This window comes from Methanobacterium formicicum DSM 3637 (assembly GCF_000302455.1).
Classification (GTDB): Archaea; Methanobacteriota; Methanobacteria; order Methanobacteriales; family Methanobacteriaceae; genus Methanobacterium; species Methanobacterium formicicum_A.
Genome location: NZ_AMPO01000002.1, coordinates 166995 through 188250, shown reverse-complemented (window position 1 = coordinate 188250; position 21256 = coordinate 166995). Strand labels below are relative to the sequence as shown.

General features: G+C 33.2%; 22 protein-coding genes. 12 read left to right on the top strand and 10 right to left on the bottom strand.

Translation table 11 applies throughout. From position 1 onward, the window contains the following. Positions 1-467 precede the first annotated feature (467 nt). From A994_RS03565 to A994_RS03555, 3 genes are all read left to right on the top strand, one after another. Complete coding sequence (locus A994_RS03565; RefSeq protein WP_004029917.1) at positions 468-806, top strand: hypothetical protein; 339 nt, start codon at positions 468-470, stop codon at positions 804-806. 21 nt (positions 807-827) lie between these two features. Further along, positions 828-1301: a hypothetical protein gene (locus tag A994_RS03560; RefSeq protein WP_004029916.1), complete on the top strand. Its 474-nt coding sequence runs from the start codon at positions 828-830 to the stop codon at positions 1299-1301. 251 nt (positions 1302-1552) lie between these two features. After that, positions 1553-2236, top strand: coding sequence for a hypothetical protein (locus tag A994_RS03555; protein WP_004029915.1), 684 nt, complete (start codon positions 1553-1555; stop codon positions 2234-2236). A 239-nt stretch (positions 2237-2475) separates the two neighbouring features. On the opposite strand, the gene A994_RS03550 is transcribed toward A994_RS03555, so the two are convergent. After that, a complete protein-coding gene (locus A994_RS03550; protein WP_004029914.1) occupies positions 2476-3843 on the bottom strand; it encodes an MFS transporter in 1368 nt (455 codons plus the stop codon). Positions 3844-4291: 448 nt separating this feature from the next. Here A994_RS03550 and A994_RS03545 point away from each other — a divergent pair, with 448 nt between their 5' ends. The 6 genes from A994_RS03545 (at position 4292) to A994_RS03520 (ending at position 8860) form a co-directional block, all read left to right on the top strand. Continuing rightward, entirely contained in the window at positions 4292-4948 is a 657-nt protein-coding gene (locus tag A994_RS03545) for a DUF998 domain-containing protein (RefSeq protein WP_004029913.1), read from the top strand. Between the two features lie 349 nt (positions 4949-5297). Beyond that, on the top strand, positions 5298-5582 hold the full coding sequence (locus A994_RS03540; protein WP_004029912.1) for a hypothetical protein: 285 nt from the start codon (positions 5298-5300) through the stop codon (positions 5580-5582). A gap of 436 nt (positions 5583-6018) precedes the next feature. After that, positions 6019-6558, top strand: coding sequence for a PsbP-related protein (locus A994_RS03535; RefSeq protein WP_004029911.1), 540 nt, complete (start codon positions 6019-6021; stop codon positions 6556-6558). Between the two features lie 164 nt (positions 6559-6722). Continuing rightward, positions 6723-7472, top strand: coding sequence for a zinc ribbon domain-containing protein (locus A994_RS03530; protein WP_004029910.1), 750 nt, complete (start codon positions 6723-6725; stop codon positions 7470-7472). 712 nt (positions 7473-8184) lie between these two features. Continuing rightward, complete coding sequence (locus tag A994_RS03525) at positions 8185-8415, top strand: InlB B-repeat-containing protein (RefSeq protein WP_004029909.1); 231 nt, start codon at positions 8185-8187, stop codon at positions 8413-8415. A gap of 229 nt (positions 8416-8644) precedes the next feature. Further along, positions 8645-8860, top strand: a complete 216-nt coding sequence (locus tag A994_RS03520; protein ID WP_004029908.1) for a hypothetical protein — start codon at positions 8645-8647, stop codon at positions 8858-8860. A 75-nt stretch (positions 8861-8935) separates the two neighbouring features. On the opposite strand, the gene A994_RS03515 is transcribed toward A994_RS03520, so the two are convergent. After that, a complete protein-coding gene (locus tag A994_RS03515) occupies positions 8936-9424 on the bottom strand; it encodes a HEPN domain-containing protein (protein WP_004029907.1) in 489 nt (162 codons plus the stop codon). A gap of 263 nt (positions 9425-9687) precedes the next feature. On the opposite strand from A994_RS03515, the gene A994_RS03510 reads away from it, so the two are divergent. Then, positions 9688-10212, top strand: coding sequence for a PsbP-related protein (locus A994_RS03510; RefSeq protein ID WP_004029906.1), 525 nt, complete (start codon positions 9688-9690; stop codon positions 10210-10212). 337 nt (positions 10213-10549) lie between these two features. On the opposite strand, the gene A994_RS03505 is transcribed toward A994_RS03510, so the two are convergent. The 5 genes from A994_RS03505 to A994_RS03485 form a co-directional block, all read right to left on the bottom strand. Next, entirely contained in the window at positions 10550-10984 is a 435-nt protein-coding gene (locus A994_RS03505; protein WP_157787254.1) for a hypothetical protein, read from the bottom strand. A gap of 476 nt (positions 10985-11460) precedes the next feature. Beyond that, entirely contained in the window at positions 11461-12276 is an 816-nt protein-coding gene (locus A994_RS03500) for a peptidoglycan-binding domain-containing protein (protein ID WP_237739694.1), read from the bottom strand. 754 nt (positions 12277-13030) lie between these two features. Then, the gene (locus A994_RS03495) at positions 13031-13306 is read right to left on the bottom strand and encodes a hypothetical protein (RefSeq protein ID WP_004029903.1); all 276 of its coding nucleotides are present in this window, start codon (positions 13304-13306) and stop codon (positions 13031-13033) included. Positions 13307-13546: 240 nt separating this feature from the next. Further along, entirely contained in the window at positions 13547-14047 is a 501-nt protein-coding gene (locus A994_RS03490; RefSeq protein WP_004029902.1) for an NUDIX hydrolase, read from the bottom strand. A gap of 375 nt (positions 14048-14422) precedes the next feature. After that, entirely contained in the window at positions 14423-15100 is a 678-nt protein-coding gene (locus A994_RS03485; protein ID WP_004029901.1) for a peptidoglycan-binding domain-containing protein, read from the bottom strand. A 1013-nt stretch (positions 15101-16113) separates the two neighbouring features. Here A994_RS03485 and A994_RS03480 point away from each other — a divergent pair. Continuing rightward, positions 16114-16329, top strand: a complete 216-nt coding sequence (locus A994_RS03480; RefSeq protein ID WP_004029895.1) for a TIGR04165 family Cys-rich peptide — start codon at positions 16114-16116, stop codon at positions 16327-16329. Positions 16330-16692: 363 nt separating this feature from the next. Here the strand turns inward: A994_RS03480 and A994_RS03475 are convergent, their stop codons facing one another. After that, positions 16693-16854, bottom strand: a complete 162-nt coding sequence (locus A994_RS03475; RefSeq protein WP_157787253.1) for a hypothetical protein — start codon at positions 16852-16854, stop codon at positions 16693-16695. 105 nt (positions 16855-16959) lie between these two features. Continuing rightward, complete coding sequence (locus A994_RS03470) at positions 16960-17874, bottom strand: 3'-5' exoribonuclease YhaM family protein (RefSeq protein WP_004029893.1); 915 nt, start codon at positions 17872-17874, stop codon at positions 16960-16962. A 573-nt stretch (positions 17875-18447) separates the two neighbouring features. On the opposite strand from A994_RS03470, the gene A994_RS03465 reads away from it, so the two are divergent. After that, positions 18448-19938, top strand: coding sequence for an MBL fold metallo-hydrolase (locus A994_RS03465; RefSeq protein ID WP_004029892.1), 1491 nt, complete (start codon positions 18448-18450; stop codon positions 19936-19938). A gap of 126 nt (positions 19939-20064) precedes the next feature. Here the strand turns inward: A994_RS03465 and A994_RS03460 are convergent, their stop codons facing one another. Beyond that, a complete protein-coding gene (locus tag A994_RS03460; RefSeq protein ID WP_004029891.1) occupies positions 20065-21123 on the bottom strand; it encodes a HEAT repeat domain-containing protein in 1059 nt (352 codons plus the stop codon). Positions 21124-21256: the final 133 nt, after the last annotated feature.

Here is a 21256-nt window from a genome sequence, read left to right as displayed (position 1 = left end):
TAATTATGGAACTTCAGTTTAAAAAAATATACCATTTATGCCGATGCCCAATAATTAGCCTAGGACCATTAATTAAAATAAAAGTATTGAGTTAAAAAAAGGATTGAAAATTTTATCAAAAGGAATATGATTGATAAAAGTAAAGATCCAAGCTGAAAATTCAACTTAATAAATTATGTATTCAATTAAAATAATCTTAAATACGCTTTTATTACTGATTTATTAATAATTTGGAACGTAAATTTACATTGAAGATTTGTTTTATTAATATAAAAATCCATAATTATCTATAGAAATTTTAAAAAGGGAGATTAATAGCTGAAAATCCATCATTAATGATGAAAAAGATTTTGTTGTTAATTTCTGAGAATTATTTATGGTTCCATTAGACTATGCTAATTTGGAAATAGATGTATTTAGTTTGGAATTATTGTTACAGGAATGAAGCGCTTACTGTTGGTATTAGTATGAAATACTATGATGAAATTATTTCCGGAAAACTTCGTCTTCAATTAGAAAAGGAAATCATGGATTGGCCTGATGTTTCCACGAAAAAAATGTTTGGCTGTCCCTGTTATATGGTAGATGAGAAGATATTCGTCTTCTTAGTAACCAATGGAATAGTTATCACTCAATTAAAACCCGACGAACTAAAAGGTCTCCAGAAACTGACCAACACTCTCTATTTCCAGGCAGGGAAGAGGACGGTTAAAAAATGGACAAAAATTACAGTGACCAGTGAAGCAGAATTAATGCAACTATTACCATATATTAAAATGAGTTACAACTCTTTAATGGGTGATTAATTATAATAGTAGGGGTAAAAGATGGAAAAAAGTGATAAATCAACAGTGATCAGCCATTTGGATCCGCGACTGGTCCGTAGAATCCGGATTTACACTGTGGTAATGCTGGTTATGTTGCTGGTGATAATATTTGAAGTCCTTCAGGGCGCCTACACCATTGCCTGGGCTGCAGGAGGAATACTCATTGGCCTGGGAATTGGGACACTGGTTAGCCGTATGTACCGCCTGAACTGGGATGAAGACACCAACCAGGTTATTGGCAGGATCGACTGGATTGGAGGGGTGATCCTGGTCTGTTACCTGGTTTTTGTATTCACCAGAACCCATTATCTTTCTTACTGGATCCAGGGTACTCCCTTACTGGGTTTGATCTTCAGCCTCACTGCTGGTACCATGCTGGGCAGGGTGCTGAGTACTGAACACGGTATAAAGAAGATACTCAAAACCTGGGATATTCTGGGAATAAAGAACAAACCGGACAAAAATGAAGAGTAAATAATAAAATTTATTATACTAAAATCCTCCTTATGAAATTAATGATATTAAAAAAATATAGCCATTTACGGATAAAAGATCCATTTACGGATTAAAGATTATTCAAAGAATTAAAGCAAAAAAGAATTAAAATAAAATTATTCATTAAGAATTAAAGGAATAATAGAAAATAAAGTGATATTAGTTAAGAATTTAAAGAGTGTCCATTTAGTAATTGAAAAAATAATCACAATTAACAGGGGTGTGATTAGATGTTGGATTTTGGTTTGACTGATAGTAAAAATATGGAAAATTACGAGACCAAGTTCTTAAATGAACTGGAGTCTGGTGACCAGATAAGTGGTGAAATTGTAATTGGAGAGTTTCAAAAAAGTCCCATGGGTAAAAGGGAAGTTGCAGAGTTCTATGTTATAATAACCGATAAGAAAAAACTCAATAAGTGGGTCTGTGAATTTGTAACCCCATATTATCCAGAAACTGATAATATCTATGGTGAAAATGGTGGCCTGTTTTATACCTTCATTGATAGCCTGAACCATGTGGTGAATAAAACGCCCTTAAACTGGCAGGAAAATTATTCTGTGAATTTCAGCAGGTTCAGGAAAACAGTTAATCAGCACATTTCAAGCATCACACTAGAAGCAGTTTCCTCGGTTAATTCTGATGCCAAAACCGTTAATTTAATGGTTAAAGATGCCATGGTTAAAACCGAATCTAAAGAACAAAGCCCGGCAACTATTTATGATCTGGCACAGGAAGACCCCATAATCCTAATGGCTTACTCACATCTGCGCAACAAAGGTGACAGGATAACTGTGAAGAACATTGCTTTTGAACTGAAATCATCCATGGATGATGGTAAGATAACTGAAAATGCCTACAAAACTGCCCTGGACCAACTGCACCGGTTGAAGCCATCTGTTGATTTCCAATAAATTTTATATCTTGATCATGATTAGTTAAAGCACTCAAAATTTACAATCCAAAAACAAAAAATTGCAACCTATAAACTAATCATTTACCATCTCCATTAACTGCCTTTATTTTATTTGAAAACTAACAAGAAAAGATAAAAATGGATTTTACTCATTACAGTATTCTTTTTAAATTTTGAAAAGTTTCTATTTTAATTGTTAACAGCCTCATACGTAAGAATATAGTGCTAAAATAAACTTTAATAAGCACTCTTAACCTGTTCAGCCTTACTTTTAAGCCCTGCAGCAATTAGGGTCATTACAATAGCCACAACCCCTATAAAGATGTATGCATACTGGTATCCAACCAGTTCCCCAGCATAGGATCCAATGAATGCTCCCACTAGTGCTCCTCCTACCAGCTGCCCTACACTGGTTATGATATTTAAGAGGGCCTGTCCTGATGCTCTTTCAGAGGGTGGGCTTTCCACCAGCATTATGTAACGGGGTGGAGAGCCTATGGTGGTGCTCATACCCACACCAATCAGGATACTGGCTAATATTAATATGTAAAATGTTTCGGCGAATATACTGGCTGTGAAAAGTCCAACTGCCATTGCTATAGACCCAATAAGCATAATATTCCTGGAACCGTAATTATCCAGGAGTCGGCCAATAACTGGAGCACCCAGTGCCATGGTCAGGACCAGTGGTACTAACATGAAACTGGCGGCCTGTGATGAGAAGGTTAATGCAGTGATTACAAAGGCAGGAATGAAAACAGTAGAAGCCTGTACCAATCCAGTACCAACCATTATACTGTTAACCAGTCTAACTTCCCTGCTCCTGAAAAGATCAACCTGGATTAATGGATTGGTGGCATTTTTTTCAATCTTCCAGAGTAATGGAAGCAGCACCACACTTAAAACCAGATAGGGCAGGACATCCTGTGACATGATGCTGCTGGTGAAATGGTTGGTGTCAATCTGGTTGATACCATAGGCCAGGAATGTCACCAGAACACCCAGTACAATTATACCTCTCCAGTCAAAGGTGATTTCATGGTTTCTCTCACCACTGGGAAGGATGTAGAAACTTCCCAGTATTACAGCGATGGTTATGGGTAAGTTGATGATGAACAGCCACTGCCAACCATACTGCAGGAGTAGGCCTCCCAGCAGGGGCCCCATTACACTGGACCAACCCCACACTGAGCTGAGGATTCCCAGGGCACCTCCCCGTTTTTCAGGAGGGAATATATCTCCAATAAAGGCATTGGCCACCGGGAATATTCCACCAGCACCCAGACCCTGAATAGCCCTCCCAACTAGGAGCATTTCAAATGAGAATGAAGTTATGGTTACAATAGAACCAATGGTAAATAAGAGGATGTCCAGGATGTAAATAGCTTTCCTACCATATATATCGGATAATTTGGCCATGACCGGTGTTCCCAGCATGAAGAATAGTATGTAAATGGTGAACACCCAGGAAAGGAGTCTGTCATCCACTGTGAAAAATGATTGAATACTAGGGAGTGCCGGGCCCACGATCCCGATATCAAGGGAACCCATGAACACACCCACAAAGAGGAGAATAAGTATACGATTTTTACCCTGATCTTCCATAAACACCGTTTTAATTTTAAACTTAAAAAAAGTTTTTTAAAAAATGAAATTACTCACTGAATGAAATTAATGCTCTCTCATTAAATGAAATTAATTTCCTCACTGAAATGAAATTACTCCTTCACTGAATATTATTGTTTCAATTTTATTTATATTTTCAGAAGTTAGCTCAGAATACAGTTAATTGAATCATATTTTAATAAACAGAAATAACATAATATAATTTAGAAAATAATTTAGCTGCCCAATCTGGTAAGTTAACCCAATCTAGAGATTAAATATCAAGCATTAGATAATCTAAAGATATAGCTAATCTAGAGTTAAATAATCTAGAGATTTAGATATTCTAGCGTTAGATATTCTAGCGAGGTAGCTAAATCTGGTAGGGGAACAAATTGTACAGGGTACACATCCTATTAAATATTAATCACTAGGGAGGGGCAATTTAATGAAAATACAAAGAGGCAGTATATTTCGTCCGGATAAGGATTACTACCGGATTGCAGGTATAATTATGCTGGTTGGTGCTTTGCAGTTTTTCATGGCAGTTAACCTAGCAGAAACCCAGTTTCCAGGATACACAACCACCAACACCCTCAGCCACCTGGCAGGTACTGTTCCTCCAGTGGAACCTTCTGCCACCGTCTTCAACATCAGTGTGATACTTCTGGGAGTTTTGACCTTAATCAGTGTTTATTTTATATTAAAAAGTGGAGGTTGCAGGCTTTTCTCAGCATGTCTTGCCATATCCTCCTTATGTGCAATAGGCATAGGTGTCTTTCCCAGTTACACCGGTAGCCTCCATATATTATTTACCAGTTTAACCTTCATTTTTGGGAGTTTAGCAGTGATATTTTCATATCGCCTGGGTTTAAACATTCCCATGGTAATTGTGTCCCTGGTGGTAGGTTTCACAGCCCTAATGATTATCATCTGTGGTCTGGTATGGGGAATAGGTAACCCACTAATCAACTATCTAACCATCGGGGGTGCGGAACGATTCATAGTTTACCCAGTTTTACTATACCTCATTGCACTGGGTGGATATTTAACCAGCAGGGGAGAAGACTGGGTGAGAATACGGTTTACCGATGGATATTTTTAAATAATTTTAAAATAAAATTTCATGCTAAAAATGTTATTAAACCCATAATAAAATCTGGTTTATCTAAATAACAAATATTAATTCATCAAAATCAATTACAGTGCAATTTATTATTTAAAAATGTGTTAGTGATGTTGGATTATATGAACGAAGGTTTAATTAACCACATCGACCAATAAATATAACTCGTGAAATAAATATTTTTTCATTTCTCCAGGTGCAAGTTATTTTTAAAATGAGTTCATTTTTAAAAATAGGTTTTTTAGGAGAATTATTTGATTATTTAATTTGTTTTACAACTTACCTTAGATTAAGGAACAATTTATTTTAAATTTTGGAGGCATAATACATGAATGAACATATAATTGAATCTCAAATACATACTATACCTTATAAAATGACTTTACAACCCCAGTTACTTGGGAAACAGCAGCAGACAGTTTTAAATAAGTATATTATGCCATTACTAAAAAATAAAGGAATAGAACTGAAGGATGTTGGGGAATCTTTCCATACTCTGCTGAGTCCATTGAGATTAGAAAGAATTAAAGAGAATAGATCCTTCTATCTGGTACTTAAAGGGAGTTCTCACAGTAAAAAACCAGTAACTGTCTTAATAAATCCTGCTAAATAGACAATTATGGGTTAAATAGAAATAAATAATTTAATTACCGATTAAATAGAATAATATGGACTATCAAACCTAATATTCCATATTTAAACTACTTTTTTTAACTGATAATCCTAACCTTAACATTCTCTGAGGATGATTTATCAAACATTATTTATTCATTTTATAGATTCAATATTTATCATTTTATTAACTAAATATAGCGATTTTAAGTATTCTTTCTGATTTTTTCTGGTATTAAATCATATTAACCACACTTTACTCTCTCAATAATTTTAATCATGAGGATAGAAATAAAATAAAATGACAGATATAAAAATTGAAAGGACATAAAAATAAGATTGGTTATGCAAAAGAGATTGGATATAAAAAGAGATTGGATAAAAAAAGGGATTTGAATTAATCAAAGAAGAAAAATAATCAAATCAAGGAAAATCTCATGTCTTCTGAAAAAATCATTTTAATCATGATGCTGGTGATTTCCTTATTCATAGTTGTTATTTCCGGCTGTACCTCCCTGGAAGGAGATTATGAAAACAGTATTTTAAGTTTTAAAATTCCCGAAAACTGGACTGTAGATAATTCAAACTCCAGTGATGCTATTGTCAGTTTAAAACCCCAAAATTCATCCAGCAACATTATTTCCATACAAAGCAGCGACAGTGATACTTCAAAAATTATAGAATGGTATATCAATAATTATCCTGTTAAGTATCCCAGTTTTCAGGTGCTTAAAAGGGAATCTGTGAAAGTTGATGGTCAACAGGGCGAAAAACTGGTTTATAAAAATACTGCACAAAATGACTCTCTCCGGGTGGGTCCAGATTACATATCCTCGCTGGTGGTTTTTTCAAAAGATAATCAGACTTATATTATAAGTTCCAGTGAAGTGCCGGAAGATAACTATTATTCCAAGGTAGAACCTGCCATGAATGTAGTGGTGGGATCAATACGTATTAAAGGTAATATGCTAAATTAGTTAATACTCAATAGGGTACAGTCTTAAATTAAGAATTTTAAAATTAAAAGGAATCTGATATTTAAGATAACAAGTAGTTTAAAGATATATATTTAGATTAATTAAACTAATGTAGAATATAGATTTATTTAAAATAAAATATTGAATAAATGAGGGGTTTTATTATGGTAAATTCACTAGAAGTTTGTAGTGCATGCAATGCTCAAATTCAACCAGGATCAAAATTCTGTACTGAGTGTGGTAAACCAGTTGGAGAAACACCTGCAGAGGAAAAAACACCATCAACTGTTGCAGAAACAGTCTCAGAGATTGAAAATATTCCACAGGAACCTTTGGAAAATACAATCCAGAAAACTGAAAGTGTTAAAACTGCAGTTAACTGTCCCCAGTGTAATGCAGAACTGACACCAGATGACAAGTTCTGTACTGAGTGCGGGGCTAAAACAGAACCAATCACTAATTGTCCTAAATGCACCGCTATCATTGAACCTGGAACTAAATTCTGCACAGAATGCGGTACAAATATCTATGAATATAAAGGTGATACACCAACAACCAGCGTTCAAACCGGGAACATTCAAACTGAAATTCCTTCAACCAGTATTCCCCCTAACAGAACCGTTAAAAACCGGAACGACCCCATGGAAGACCTTAAAGAAACTGGTTTCGGATTGATGAAAGATGTGGAAAAAACTGGAAGGGGCTTGATGAAAGATTTAGGAGGTTTCCTGGATAAATCATCCTCTAAAAACAGTTCAAATAGTCTTATCAAACCTAAAAAGAAAGAACAACATTTTCTGGTCTGTGATAAGTGTGGGGGATACTATGAACTTCAAAAAGGGGAATCACCAGAAGACTTCTCTGATGAATGTGAATGTGGTGGCCACCTTGAACATAGAAACCAGCACCCTTAATGACCTGAACTAAAAATTTACCAGAATCATCATTGAGTTAAGTAAAAGATTATAATACCTTGTTTTATTTTTTCATTAATTATTTTTATTTTTAGATTAACAATGTTACTATAAATCTTATAAATTATTTCTTAAGTAAATTGGCCCCTGATTAAATAGGTCCATATTTGATAGCCTGATTTTAGAATATGCAATTAAGTTGAGCGCAAGTTGAAAAATTCATCATTTAAATAATTATTATACTGTAAAAGCATTTATTTATCGGTAAATTTTTCCAGATAGTGAACGAGTAGGGTTTTGACTGATCTAATTGATGGAAATTAGTTTCTCCATAATATTTAAACCAAGCAAAAATGGATGCTCTGGTATCATCAGTCCCCCCGCACTGATCATAATGATACCTTCCCACCATAGCCACACCATTTAATGATAGTTACCTTCAAGGATCCTTAAGGTACAAAGATGTGACTATTAAATCTGCAACCACTATACTAATTAAACCACAGGAAAATACTTCAATGATTTTCAGATTTAATACCTGTTTAACAAGTAAAGAAATTATTTAATTTTACTAAATTTTTATATAAATTATTATAATATCAGAATATTCATAATGTATCGGAATAATATTAGTAACCATCAATGACAGGAAAAATTTATAACATTCATAATTTTAATTATTAATACTCATATTCATAATGGGGTGAATGGTATGACTTGTCAGGTGTCAATAAGTGCGGGGGATAACGGTAAAATCAGTCCAGAAGGAGAAATTATAGTAGAAAAATCCAGTCATGTTTATCTTCATGCTAAACCAGAACCTGGATACCAGGTGCAGATGTGGTCTGTAAATGGTAACCAGTTATATGGAGGTACAAAAGAATTCAGGGTTACTGCTGAAGGGGATAATTTAGAGGTTCATGTTACTTTTTCAAAGATTTAATGATTTTTTTTAAATTTATACCAAAAAAACTCCATTTACCATTAAATACAGCAAATAACTTATTATTCATTAAAAAAACTGTAAATACCGTAAATAAAATATTAACATGAAAATATTATTTATAGATAGAATAAATCTATACACTATATAAAATCCAGGGAAAAAAGGATATAACATTAAGAATAGATAGGAATATTAGCTTTATATCCAATTTACAGGAGTTTTTTTCATGTCCTATGATTATCTTAAAAAAGACATTGAAAGGGTGGATAAAAAATTTAAAGAACTTAAAGATAAGGGAGATATTGAAGCCATTGAAAAAAAACTTGATTCTTTGGAACATAATCCTAATTCCAGTTCAATAGATAAAATAAAGGTTGAAATCTATCGTGATGTACTGGATTTAAAGAAAAATAAAGAAATTGAAGAGCACAATAAAAAATAATGAAATTAAAAATTATACTCTAGAAATTAAAATCTGGAAATTAAAATCCAAAAATTAGAATTAGTTAAAGTTTTTTTATTTTACAAATTGATTTTCCCTAAGGGAATTTTTTATAACTGAACGTGGCAGTCTTCCTGTTTTCTCCATTAAAACTTTGGTGCAATTTATAAATTCATGCCCAAATTCAATGGCCTGTCTTAAATCTTCAGGATTTCTGGTTGCCTGAAATTGGTGTTGATCCTGGTAGTGAAGGTTAAGTATCAATGTTAACACATCAAGGCATCCGGTTTCCAGTTTTCCCTCATCACAGTACTTTTTCAGGTAATCAACTAGAAACTTGGGATTTTCCACTTCCACACCATCCCGAAGTGTAACAGAACGTGCTGCATGTAGAACAGCCATATAAGTTGAAACCCTGGAAGAACGATAAAAACCACTTTCAAAAGTTTCTTCAGCTTCTTTTAACCATAATTTAGCTTCTTTATGCGATAATGCACTTTTTAATGGAGAAGCTTCAATTTTTTTGAGATGACCCTCGTAATATAATTCATCAATTTTGTCCAAACTTACCACCATTTTTAAATAGGAACAATATGGGTTTAATCCAATAACCGGGCTTTTTGGCCACTTCAAACTTACAGTACTACTATATCAGAAGTTATAATAAATATTTTCGGCTGATGGTTTGGGGAAAAATGATATTTTCTATTTAAAATATCCCTATAAACCTGTTGTTTGAGATTTAAACCTATTTGATTGTTTAGGGACATGTTTTTATTAGGGTTTAACTATATATTGGAATTAGTTAATTATTTGAGGTGTGATATTTGAAGAAAAAATTCATTGCGATAATCACAGTAGTTTTAATAATATTGCTGGTTCTGGGTTACAATATAATGACCTCTGGAACTCATTACTCCAGTAAAGATAGTGATGGAAATGAGATCTCATTCAATTATCCCAATGGATGGGCATTTCAAGAACGTACCCCTGGTGAACTAATTCAAGGGGAAAAAAACAGTACAGAAAATACCACTAACCGTTCTGTAGTTACAATTACCCGCATTTCAGCTAATGGAACTTCAATGGACCAAGTTAAAAATAATAATATATACTTCACAACCGGGAAGGTCTTCAATGAAACCAATCGCAGTATTGATGGTGTTCAGGCCACAGTACTGGATATTGATGAAATGGGAGGTCCTGAAAGGGGTAAGTTAGGTGAAGTTAAACTGGTAATCTTCAGTAAAGACAATTACATCTACACTATATCCTTTGTAACTGGGGGGTCACTGGAGAACCTGAAAAGTGATATAGACCATATACTCAATAGCTTCCAGACTGGAAGCTAAATTTTTTTATTTTTTTGGATGAAAATCTGTTTTCATAATGAAATTTTTTATAATGATTTTTTATTATTAAAAATTTTTTTTATTATTAAAAAAATCAACGTGAAACTAATAAAGTTATATAAAATAATGAATTATAACCAACCAAAAATACTACTTGTGACTCAATTGGACTATAACAAATATAATGAACTAAAAGTGATATAATCCAAGTAAAAGTGATATAATTAAACTAAAAGTGATATATTGAACTACAATTGATATAATCGTACTAAAAAAAATAATTGAATTATAAATAATTCAATTGAGATTGGAATATGATTTAATTCACTTTTATGAGTTAAGTGGGAATTTTCTTTATATCCATGGTGTCAGCTATTTTCTGGTAGGTATCTAGATAGTTCTGTGCATTGAAGTTCAATATCAAGGTTGGAACATCAGTGTAGTCGGAGTTCAGAAAAACGTAACTGCAAACCTGGAGATTGTCTTCAATTTTAATTCCAGATTTACCACCTATAGTGATACTTTTTCGTTTAGTAAAGGATGATAAATCAGTCCTATTACTTTTACAGTAAAATACTTCACCAATCATGTTTTCAATGATGGTGTTAGAACTGTTGTAAATTTCAAGTTTACAATTGGTGCTGTTGGAGTTATCAACAATGAATAACTGGGAGGGGTACTGGAATTTCACCCATTCATTTTCAAAATTACCCCCGGTGCTGGTTTTATTAACCGTTGCTGCAGTTCCAGTGAGATCTGTACATCCACTCATAAAAACTGTTACTAAGATAAATGCTCCTAAGATAAGGATTATTATCATTGATCGATATTTTTTCGTTTACATCCCTCACAGCAATACTGATTTTCAATTTATAAATGGTGATTATGATTAGATTAAATGTAGATTAATTAATTTTAGTCTAACATTTTAAAACTATCTGCAAGTTTAAAGTTAATATAATAATTTAAGTAAATTTTAACATCTTTATAAATTTATTATATCATTTTTTTAAAACTGTTTTTATAAAATTCTAATTTCGCTATTACTGATAAGTTTTAACATTATTTATCAATAGTTGTGTTTCTGTGAATATAGCTAAAATTATGTTTTTTCTGCTAAAATCATTATTTCAAGAGTAATTATAAAACAGAATAAAGATCTTTTAAAAAAATGGGTAGTTAACAGTTGTTTATTACAACTGTTAAACAAATTGGATTTTACGAGTTTAACTTATTTTAAGAGTTTAACTATCCTTCAATCACAGTAGCTGATGAATCATGGCTGGTTGCATAGTATCTCTGAGCATAACCATTACCTGCATAGTCATAGTCAACCCAGCTGTTACCATTCCAGACCTCAACAGATCTGTGGTTGCTCACATAGCTGTTGGCGTACTGAACGATTCTTGCCTTAGTACCTGAAGAAGTTAATGAACCGTACAGTGCATAACTGTTATCCCAGCAATCACCGGTTCCTTTTCCACTGCTCCATTTGCTACTGTAGGATTTAGTGTAGCTTCTTACTGCGGTTGCATAGGTTTTCTTGGATGTTGATTTACTTGAACTGTAACTAGTGTCACTGGTACTTTCACCGGCTGCTGCCTGCACCTGAGCTAAATACTTATCCCAGTTCGCCATGGCATTTTTAGTATCATTACCCACAACACCGTCAACAATTAAACCAGCTTCATCCTGGAATTCCTTAACAGCTTTTTCAGTGTCATTACCAAAAACACCATCAATATCACCAGAATAGTAACCGTAATCAGTCAACCACTGCTGTAGTTCTTTAACTTTATCACCGGTAGCTCCAAGCTTCAATGAACCATTAGTAGTAGTGTTATTTCCTAAAATCTTACTTGAATTCTCACCAAACGGCTTGTTATTAACAATCACAGACTGAGCCTCATTAACCTCAGCACCTGTAACACCAACCTTCAAACCACTGGCAGGACTGGCACCATTCGCACTATTATCCTGGTCACCCACAGCACCCGAAATCGGGACCACAGCAACAACCATACATAACATACATAATACTGCGTAGGTAGAGTTTCGCTTCACTCGCTTAATTATACCGCCTCCGTAGCCTATAAAAATATTGTATAGGGCTTGTTTGTATTTACTACATTTTGATTAAAACAACATGACTTATAAAGGTTTCGAAAAAAATCTCGAAAAACGGACCATAGAGGGCTTTTTTTAGGATTTAAGACACGCTATGAGGTTATTTAACTTAACGATCTGGGACCGGCTGCTTCCTTTAGTATTTTGAGGTAACTAGCCCTATTTAATCTTTATTTAAGGAAAATAGATATTTCCAATTCTTTTATTCTGATACCATATTATCCCCTATAAAGCCTAAAACGCCCCTAATAGTCAGTTAAATCATTAAAGACCTTTGAATCTAGATTGTTAATTAAAAATACTTATTATTGAAGTTAATGTAATTTAAACGATTTAGAGCCCTTTTTCACCTAACCAGGTGAAATTTTCAATTATTAATAAAAAATACCCTTTTTTTAAAAGATTTATAATAATCATTATCGGAAGGTAACTTCCGGTTTGCAATAATATTCAATAGATTTTTCACATTTAAGGATGACAATCCAATCTTAAATCATTTAAAATATTGTTATTTAAGTATAATGCTCAAAATAGGTTAATAAAAAATTAATATGCCAATAAGAATTGTAAATAAGACTATTAAAGTTAATTTTTATTGAAAAAAATTTATAATGGAAAGCTTATGAAAAAAGAAGATTATTTTAGATTTTATCCTGTTTTTGTTGTAAATTGTTCAGAATCAATGATACAATTATGATTCAGTTGATTCGTCCATTTTTATTCGATTAATATTTTCTGATATCTTCAAAAGATAATCAGTCAGTTCATCGATTTTCATGGCAACAACTGTTTCAGTGATCTCCTCCAGTTCAGGATCACTGCTGGTATCATAGACTTTCAGGGTGGTTTCACTAAAATTTTCCATGTTAAACCTTTTTATCTTCTCCATTGCTAATTGAAGGTCTTCATATGCTTTCAATTCCCCTAATATATAGTTCCGCTCGTTAACCAGTTTCTCTAAAGTCACTAGCAATCTCCCCTTCAACCTTTCACTAAAAAATTTACCATAACTATTTAGAATCCATGTCTTCTGATTTAGATTTGATGGATTATTATTAAAAAACTATTTTATTATTAAATGTTTTAAATGTTTTTGTTCGTATATTCTTTTAATGTTCATACAAATTACTATTCTACCTACTGAAAATAGTGGTATGTATTGAAAATGAAAAAAATAGTGAAAATGTGACTAAAGTTTAAAATGAAACTAGCGTTTTAATATTTTATCCATAGAACCCTGGATTGATTTCAACCATGGTTTCACTGTATTGGTAACCTGGTTAATATCATTACTTTCAGAAGATTCAACGGTTTCCTGATTGTTGACAAAATCATCTAGCCAGTCCGCCAGTTCATATTTATCCAAATTTTCGAAAAATACCCAAGCATAACCTTCGTGTTCACTGCTTAAAGTTAGGTTACCTTCAATGATTTTACCGGACATTATAATATGTACTGCCCGGATAAGGTGTAAATTTTGCTCAGAAATGCCAACAACATGTTCCAGTGAGATTTTAAGCTGGGTTTCTTCATATACTTCCCGGATAAGGGCCTGGTCAAATGATTCCCCTTGATCTACCTTTCCCCCTGGAAATTCCCATTTTCCAGGATTGGTCTTAGAATCTGTTGATCTTTTAAGAATCAGGATCTTATTATCTTCATCAGTGAGTAAAACCCTCACTGACAGACCAAAAACATAGTCTATCATCTTCTTTTTTCGCCCCATATTTACTTAATATTTGATTCTAATGGCTAACTTCTTGGTTTTAATGATTAAATTCTTAATATTCATCTATGATTATTAATTTAATCCTATATTAAATAGTTTAAATAAAAACTCTTTTCGGTGGGAAATATTCCCATTAATACTCTTCTTTACCAAGTCGGGGAAAATTATTACAAAATTAAGATTGACTGTTCATTAAATTGAGTATAATCTTGATTAGGTGTAAAAAATTCATTTATTTATTTGAGTATTTAAAAAACCAAAAAGATATTCAAAGATAAGTTTAAAAAAAAGGGATTTATCAGCAGTTGTTAACTTTCAACTGCTGAGATATTTCTTTATCGAAATTGGGTTTTTTTAACTACTTTCTATAACTGTTCCAGATGAACTACCACTGGTAGCATAGTACCTGTTTGAGTAGCCATTACCTTTGTAGTCATAGTCAACCCAGCTGCTACCATCCCAAACCTGTACTGAACGATGGTTAGAAACGTAGCTGTTGGCGTACTGAACGATCCTTGCGGACTGACCAGATGCTGTTAGTTCATCGTAAAGTGCGTAACTGTTGTCCCAACAATCTCCTACTCCTTTTCCACTGCTCCATCCACTGCTACTAGATTTGTAGCCGGATTTGTATGAGCTTGAGGAGCTTGAGTAAGATTTTTTGGTTCCGTATGCTGCACCAGATGATGTTGAACTACCGGTTTTACTGTAGGAACTACCTGAGGTACCGGTGGATGTTTGGATGTTTCCGTTGACCAGGTCTTTCATACTCTGACGGGAAATGTTACCCACAATTCCGTCTTCTTTGATTCCAACGTACTGCTGGAATGCTTTTACTGCCTGTTCAGTGTAGTTTCCGAATTCACCATCGATTTTACCTTTGTAGAATCCCTGGGTTTGTAACCAGGTCTGTAGTTCGGTGACATTATCTCCAGTCATTCCTATTTTCAAGTCTTGGTCTGTGCTCGCGTTGGTCACGACCGTATTTCCAGTATCTGAACTTTCCGCGGCTCCCACAGATGGGATTACCATGAAAAGTGCACACAATGCAACTGCTATTGCTTGTGTGAAATTTCGCCTAATTTTATCGCCTCCGTGTCCTAAATCTTAAAATAAATGATGTAGGACTTTATGAACACCAACAGTTCATTGGACATGTTATATAAAGGTTTCGGTTTATTTTGTTTTTTTAGGCCATTTTTAAGCTTATTTTTTTAAATAAAGCGCATTTAGAAGTTTTCTTTGAAGCGTTAATTGGAAGAGACCAAAGGAGGTTTAAATTGCTTAAAAATCATCAAATCATGGCTAAATCCAAAAAATAAAACATGATTAGGGCAATTTTACCCCACATGTAACCATTGATTTATCCATTACCATGAAACCCCTATCTTGAAGCAGTTGATTAGATAGGATTATTTGTTAAATTTCGTTTAAATTCTTAAAATTACTTCAATGATAAATTTAAACTATTTTAAAACTTAAAACCTATTTATTACTTATTTAAGAGAATTTTATTAAAAAATGAATTTTACATCCAGCGATCCTATTTTTTTGGTATCAATACAACAGATCATTTTTAAGAAAAATATTTATCAAAAATAAGTAATAATGATGAAGTAATACATTAAATGTAATACATCAAGTTAAGGAAAAAGTTAATTGGTATTACTCACTTTTTCCATAAAAATTGATTTTTATAATAGATTTCACAATTTAGATTGTAATGTATTATATTGATGTGGAATACATTATGAATTAAATACCTTATACAATACATATTTTTTTCAGAAATTATAATTAATGAAAAACTTTATATACATTGGTTCGCATATAACCATACGTTCGAGAACGCACGAACTAATATCATGGATGATCTCTAAATTAAAAATAAAAAGATTATTGATATATTAATTTAGATTAAAAAGTTATCATCGTAAAGTGATGATAATTATACCCAATTGATATCTGAATGTGCTTTTATCTCGAATAAATAGAAAAAAAGATAATTAAAAGATCACATAAATAGTAGATGAGGGAGGAGTTAAATGAAATCAGAAGAACTTAACCAGGCATGTCCCGTATGTGGTTGCAAAGATAAGACCGTTTCCCAGCGAAAGAAACAAACATCAGTAGACACCTGTTACATTCCACATATTCCAGATGGAAACGTAGGAGTAATACTTTGCAGTGAATGTGGTCATGTATTTGAATTCTGCAAAGACAGGAAGTTAAAGCAGGAAGTAAAAAAAATCGAATTATAAAATCTTACCTGTTTAAAACTAATCAAACCATTTTTTACTTTTTAAATATTTTAACAGTTCATTATTTGATTTTTTTAAAATATTATCAAAGTTTTAAAACTTTTAAAAGAATCTTCTATTTATTTAGAATCATTATTGCATTTAGAATCATTAATTACCAATAAAGTTCTTTATCATAAACTTTATATTACATCCACCTTAATTATTTATTATTATATTGAATTTTGGGCGGGTGGATAATGGCGGATGATCGGGTTATCTATAATGATTTGGATAAGAAGTTAGAGAAGTTTTTTGATGAACTTATTGAAGAAAAACTAAATGAATTGAAATCTAAATCTAAATTAACCTAAATTCAACAATTTAATTCAAAGCTTGATAACGCCATAATGAGAATACAAATACAATTATTACTATAATCAGGAGTAATAACAATGCCAAATTGATACGGGCTGCTTTTTTCTTTTCGTCTTCCAGAGTTTTCTGGTATTTTTCTAATTCTCTGTCAATATCATCCATCGCCATAATTATACCCCTTAACTGTAAGTTTACACCCCTTAACTGTAAGTTTTCAAAAAGCCATAAAACTTTTAACTTCCCCCACATAAAAAAAACAGTTAAAAAGTTAAATTAACCTTTTAATTTTTGGATTAACCCCTTTACCTTGGCATCTAAATTGTCAGCGTAGTGCAGTGCCACTGCTTCAGGAGTTTTAGGATCAACCGGTGACCCCCAACCATTTCGAACTTCACCATGGTGGCTTAATACCATGTGCAAAAGCTGGGTTTGAAGATTTTCAGGCATTTCCTCATCCAGAGAGCTTATCTTTTCCTTCACCATATCTGCAGATATAAAGAGATGATCTAACATTTTCCCTTCATTGGAAATATCAATACTTATCATATCATAGTCATAAGCCTTTAATTTACCCACATCGTGGAGTATTGCCCCGGTGTAGAGTAAATCCTGGTCCACCTCAGGGAAGATTTGGCAGACTGTTTTACACAACTGCAGTACTTCCACAGTGTGCTCTAATAATCCTCCCACGTAATTATGATGGTAAATTTTTGCAGATGGAGCTTTGGAAAATTCTTGAGCAAAGTCCGAGTCACAGAAGAAAGCCCTGAGAAGATTTTTTAAATGAACATTTTCGATACCTTTTATAGTGCTGATAATTTTTTCCATTAGTTCTTTCTGGTCTTTATCTGAGGTGCGGATGAAGTCATCAAGCTGGTATTCTTCTTCATCCAATTCCTGGAAACTATCGATTTTTATACTGAAGTTCTGAGAATTGCGGGGGAACTCATCAACATTACCAGTTATGGCGTAGATATTTTTCTGATTAATATTTTCAAAAATATCATTAGCATCCCTATTGGGAAACATCCTGGCGGTTATTTCACCAGTCTTATCAGTTAAGCTAAATTCAAGGTAGTCCTTCCCATTTCTAGCTGTTTTGATAATTGCACTGGCAATGACAAATGATGTGTTGATCCTTCTTACACTGTTTAAATTTTCAATGAAATCCTCTTCTTTTTTTAACATGAAGCCTCCATCCTTAAATTTACATCAAATATCCAATTAACATAAATACCAATCAAAGATCTGAAACAATAACATCTACACGGTTTAGAATGATATATTCTAGTGTTATTTTTAGTGGTTATTCTAATTTTAGTTTAACAGTTAATCTCAGTTTAGCAGAATTCTTAATTAAACTTTAATTTGATTACTTATCTTTTTTCGATTGAGAGTTTTTTTTAATTAATAATTCTTTTTTTTTGATTGATAATTCCTACAACTCTATTATGAAATAACCGGATTATGAAAACAGGACAAAATCATGAATAAAAATACGAATAACTAAAAAAGAAGGATAAAAAGATCAGTAACATTTATCGTTTTTTTTAAAATCATGAAAATAAAGACATGTGAATATGTTCCAAGAAAATATTTTCCAAGAAATTAAGATGATATTGGGGATAACTACCGAATATATCGGGATTATTTCTAAGATCATTTCTAAATAAAAGCATGTAAATTAATAATGAAAATAAGAATAAAGTTAAAACAGGTAATGGTAATAATTATCATGGAAATTATATCAGAGGTGTTTATGTGACCAGTATTGATTTTTTTGGTGGTGTGGATGAAATTGGGGGAAATAAAATCCGAGTCCAGGGTAATGAAAGTTCTTTCTTCTTTGATTTTGGAATGGGCTTTTCACATGCTAATGATTATTTATCTGAATTCCTGCAACCACGGAAAGCCAATGGAATCTGCGACTTTGTAGAGCTGGGCCTCTTACCCTATATAAAAGGCATTTATCGGGAGGATTACCTCCGTCACGTTGGCCTACCCTACCCAGATAAACCCTCAGTTGATGGAGTTCTCATCAGCCACTCCCACGTGGACCATGTTGCTTACGTCCATCACTTACGGGAAGATATTCCTATTTATCTAACCAAGGAATCGCATCTAATTTTAAGGGCTCTGGAAGAAACTGGTTCAGCATCCTTCTCCGAGTATCTTCATTTAAAAAAATCCTTTTATCTGGAACCGAAAAAACGTGGTGATGGTTACATGAGGTCCAGGGCCAACATAGTTGACCGTGACATTAACATTATGGATCCCTATAAAAAGTTTGAAATTGGAGACTTTAGTATTAAATCCGCCCCTGTTGACCATTCACTGCCTGGTGCATCGGCATTTATATGTGAAAATGAGGATGAAACCATTGTATACACTGGTGATCTTCGTTTCCATGGAAGACATCCAGAATTGACCCGTAAATTCATTAAAGAAGCCAAGAAAGCCAAGCCCACCATTATGATCAGTGAGGGTACCCGTATTGATAGTAAACGGAATATCAGTGAGATTGAAATTGAAAATCGTGCCGTTGATGCTGTTGAAAGGTGTGAAGGATTGGTGGTTGTTAATTACCCGGTAAGGGATCTGGACCGTCTTGTAACTTTTTATAAAGTTGCTGAAGACACTGGAAGGAAACTGGTGGTGAGTCTTAAGCAGGCTTATATCCTGAAATTATTCAACGAAATCAGCAATGAATATCCTGATTTATCAGAGGTTATGATTTATAAACCCCGTAAGGGCTGGGGTCTTCTGGGTGAGGATAGTTTTGCCTGTGTGGATGATGAATGGTTGTGTGCCAGTGACATTGAATCAGCACAGTGCCTAAGGGACTATAAGAAATGGGAAAGGGGATTACTGGAGAATGATAATGTCCTGACTTACCAGGACCTCCGGAAAGATCCTGAAGATTACATATTCCGATGTGACTTTTTTGAGTTAAAGGAACTTATCGATATTAAACCGGTAAATGGTGTATATATTAAGTCCAGCACCGAGCCTTTTGATGAACAGATGGAAATTAATGAGAGGAAGGTTCGAGAATGGCTAAAGTTATTCAACTTGCCCCTGAAAAATAAATGCTTCCATGCATCTGGGCACGCCAACGGGAAAGAGATACTGGAGATGATACGCGAAATAAATCCAGATAAATTATATCCAGTTCATACTACCCACAAAAATGAATTCCTAAAACTCAAGGATGATGGGATTGATGTGATTTATCCCACATTGCGCAAATAGTCATTAATAACTGATGAGATAAGACGAGAATTGGGAAATAAGCTTAATTAAGAAAGTAAACAATTTTAAAAAAAAGAACTAAACCTGGTTTTATTTCTAAATGAGACTCAATCTAATAATGATAACTCAATTGGAACCCATTGTGAGAATGACCCCAATTACTAAAAATACAACAAAAAGGATAATAAAACCTATCAATGGTTTATCAGTGTTTTTAATACCCAAAAACTTTATGAAGTAAATGTCATCACCCTTCACATCTTCAGTCTCATTCATTGGGTTAATCTGGCCCATTTTTGAATTGGATTTAGTATAAACAATTTCCTTCTTAGCATCATAATCTTTAGAAACATCCCTCTTTGAAGCATCATTTTTAAAAACATCCCTTTTAGACGTAACAACATTAGAAGCATCTCTTTTAGATGTGTCAACATTAAAAACATCGTTTTTAGGACTATCCTTTTCAGAAAGATTATTAGTCTTAGAACTTGCTTTAGTTGTAGTAATGTCTTTAATTTCACTAACTAATCCTGTAGTTTTCTTATAATACTCTTCCCTGTAATAAGCACGGTTTTGTGATTTAAGTCCTTTGTTTTTGGATTCTATGTGAAAAATTGCATTTTGAGAGTAAGTTTTTAGGATACCTTTTTCTTCATTTTTTATTTTATCCAAATGTTTTAATGCCCTTTCATCACCTATAGCACCCAGTGCCTGTACTGCATCAAGTTTAACAACAGGATCATCGTAATTTAAAGACTCAATTATACCGTTAACATCTTTAACACGCTTTAATTTAGCAATATCGGGTTTTATCTCTTTGGAACTGATTTCTCGGTAATAATTTCTGTTTTTTACCAAGGAATTTTCTCCATATCCCCTGAAAGATGAAAAACTTAATGATTCGGATATTTCTTTTTTTGGTTTAGGATTTTCACTTTTTTGAGGATCTTCACCGCTAAAACCACTTTCTGAGTGTGAATCCGAATAGGAAGAAAAGTTATCCAGTTGAACATGATTGATAGGTTCATAGTCTTTATTTGAATCATTAGTTTTGTTTAAGTATTCATCAAGACTCTCAACATATATTAAAGAACCATAACACTGACATGAGACGAAATCTTCCTTTGATTCGCCCCTTTCGAGTTTATAATAACCACCACAGTCTTGACATATCAAATATCCCATTTTTTTACACCTATATGAAATAAACTTAATTTTTTAGAAGACTTTTTTAAATCATGTTTTTTCTTCTAAATAATGTTTTCCAATTACTCCGTTTCTACTCAATATTATGACTTAGATAATGAATAAATAATAG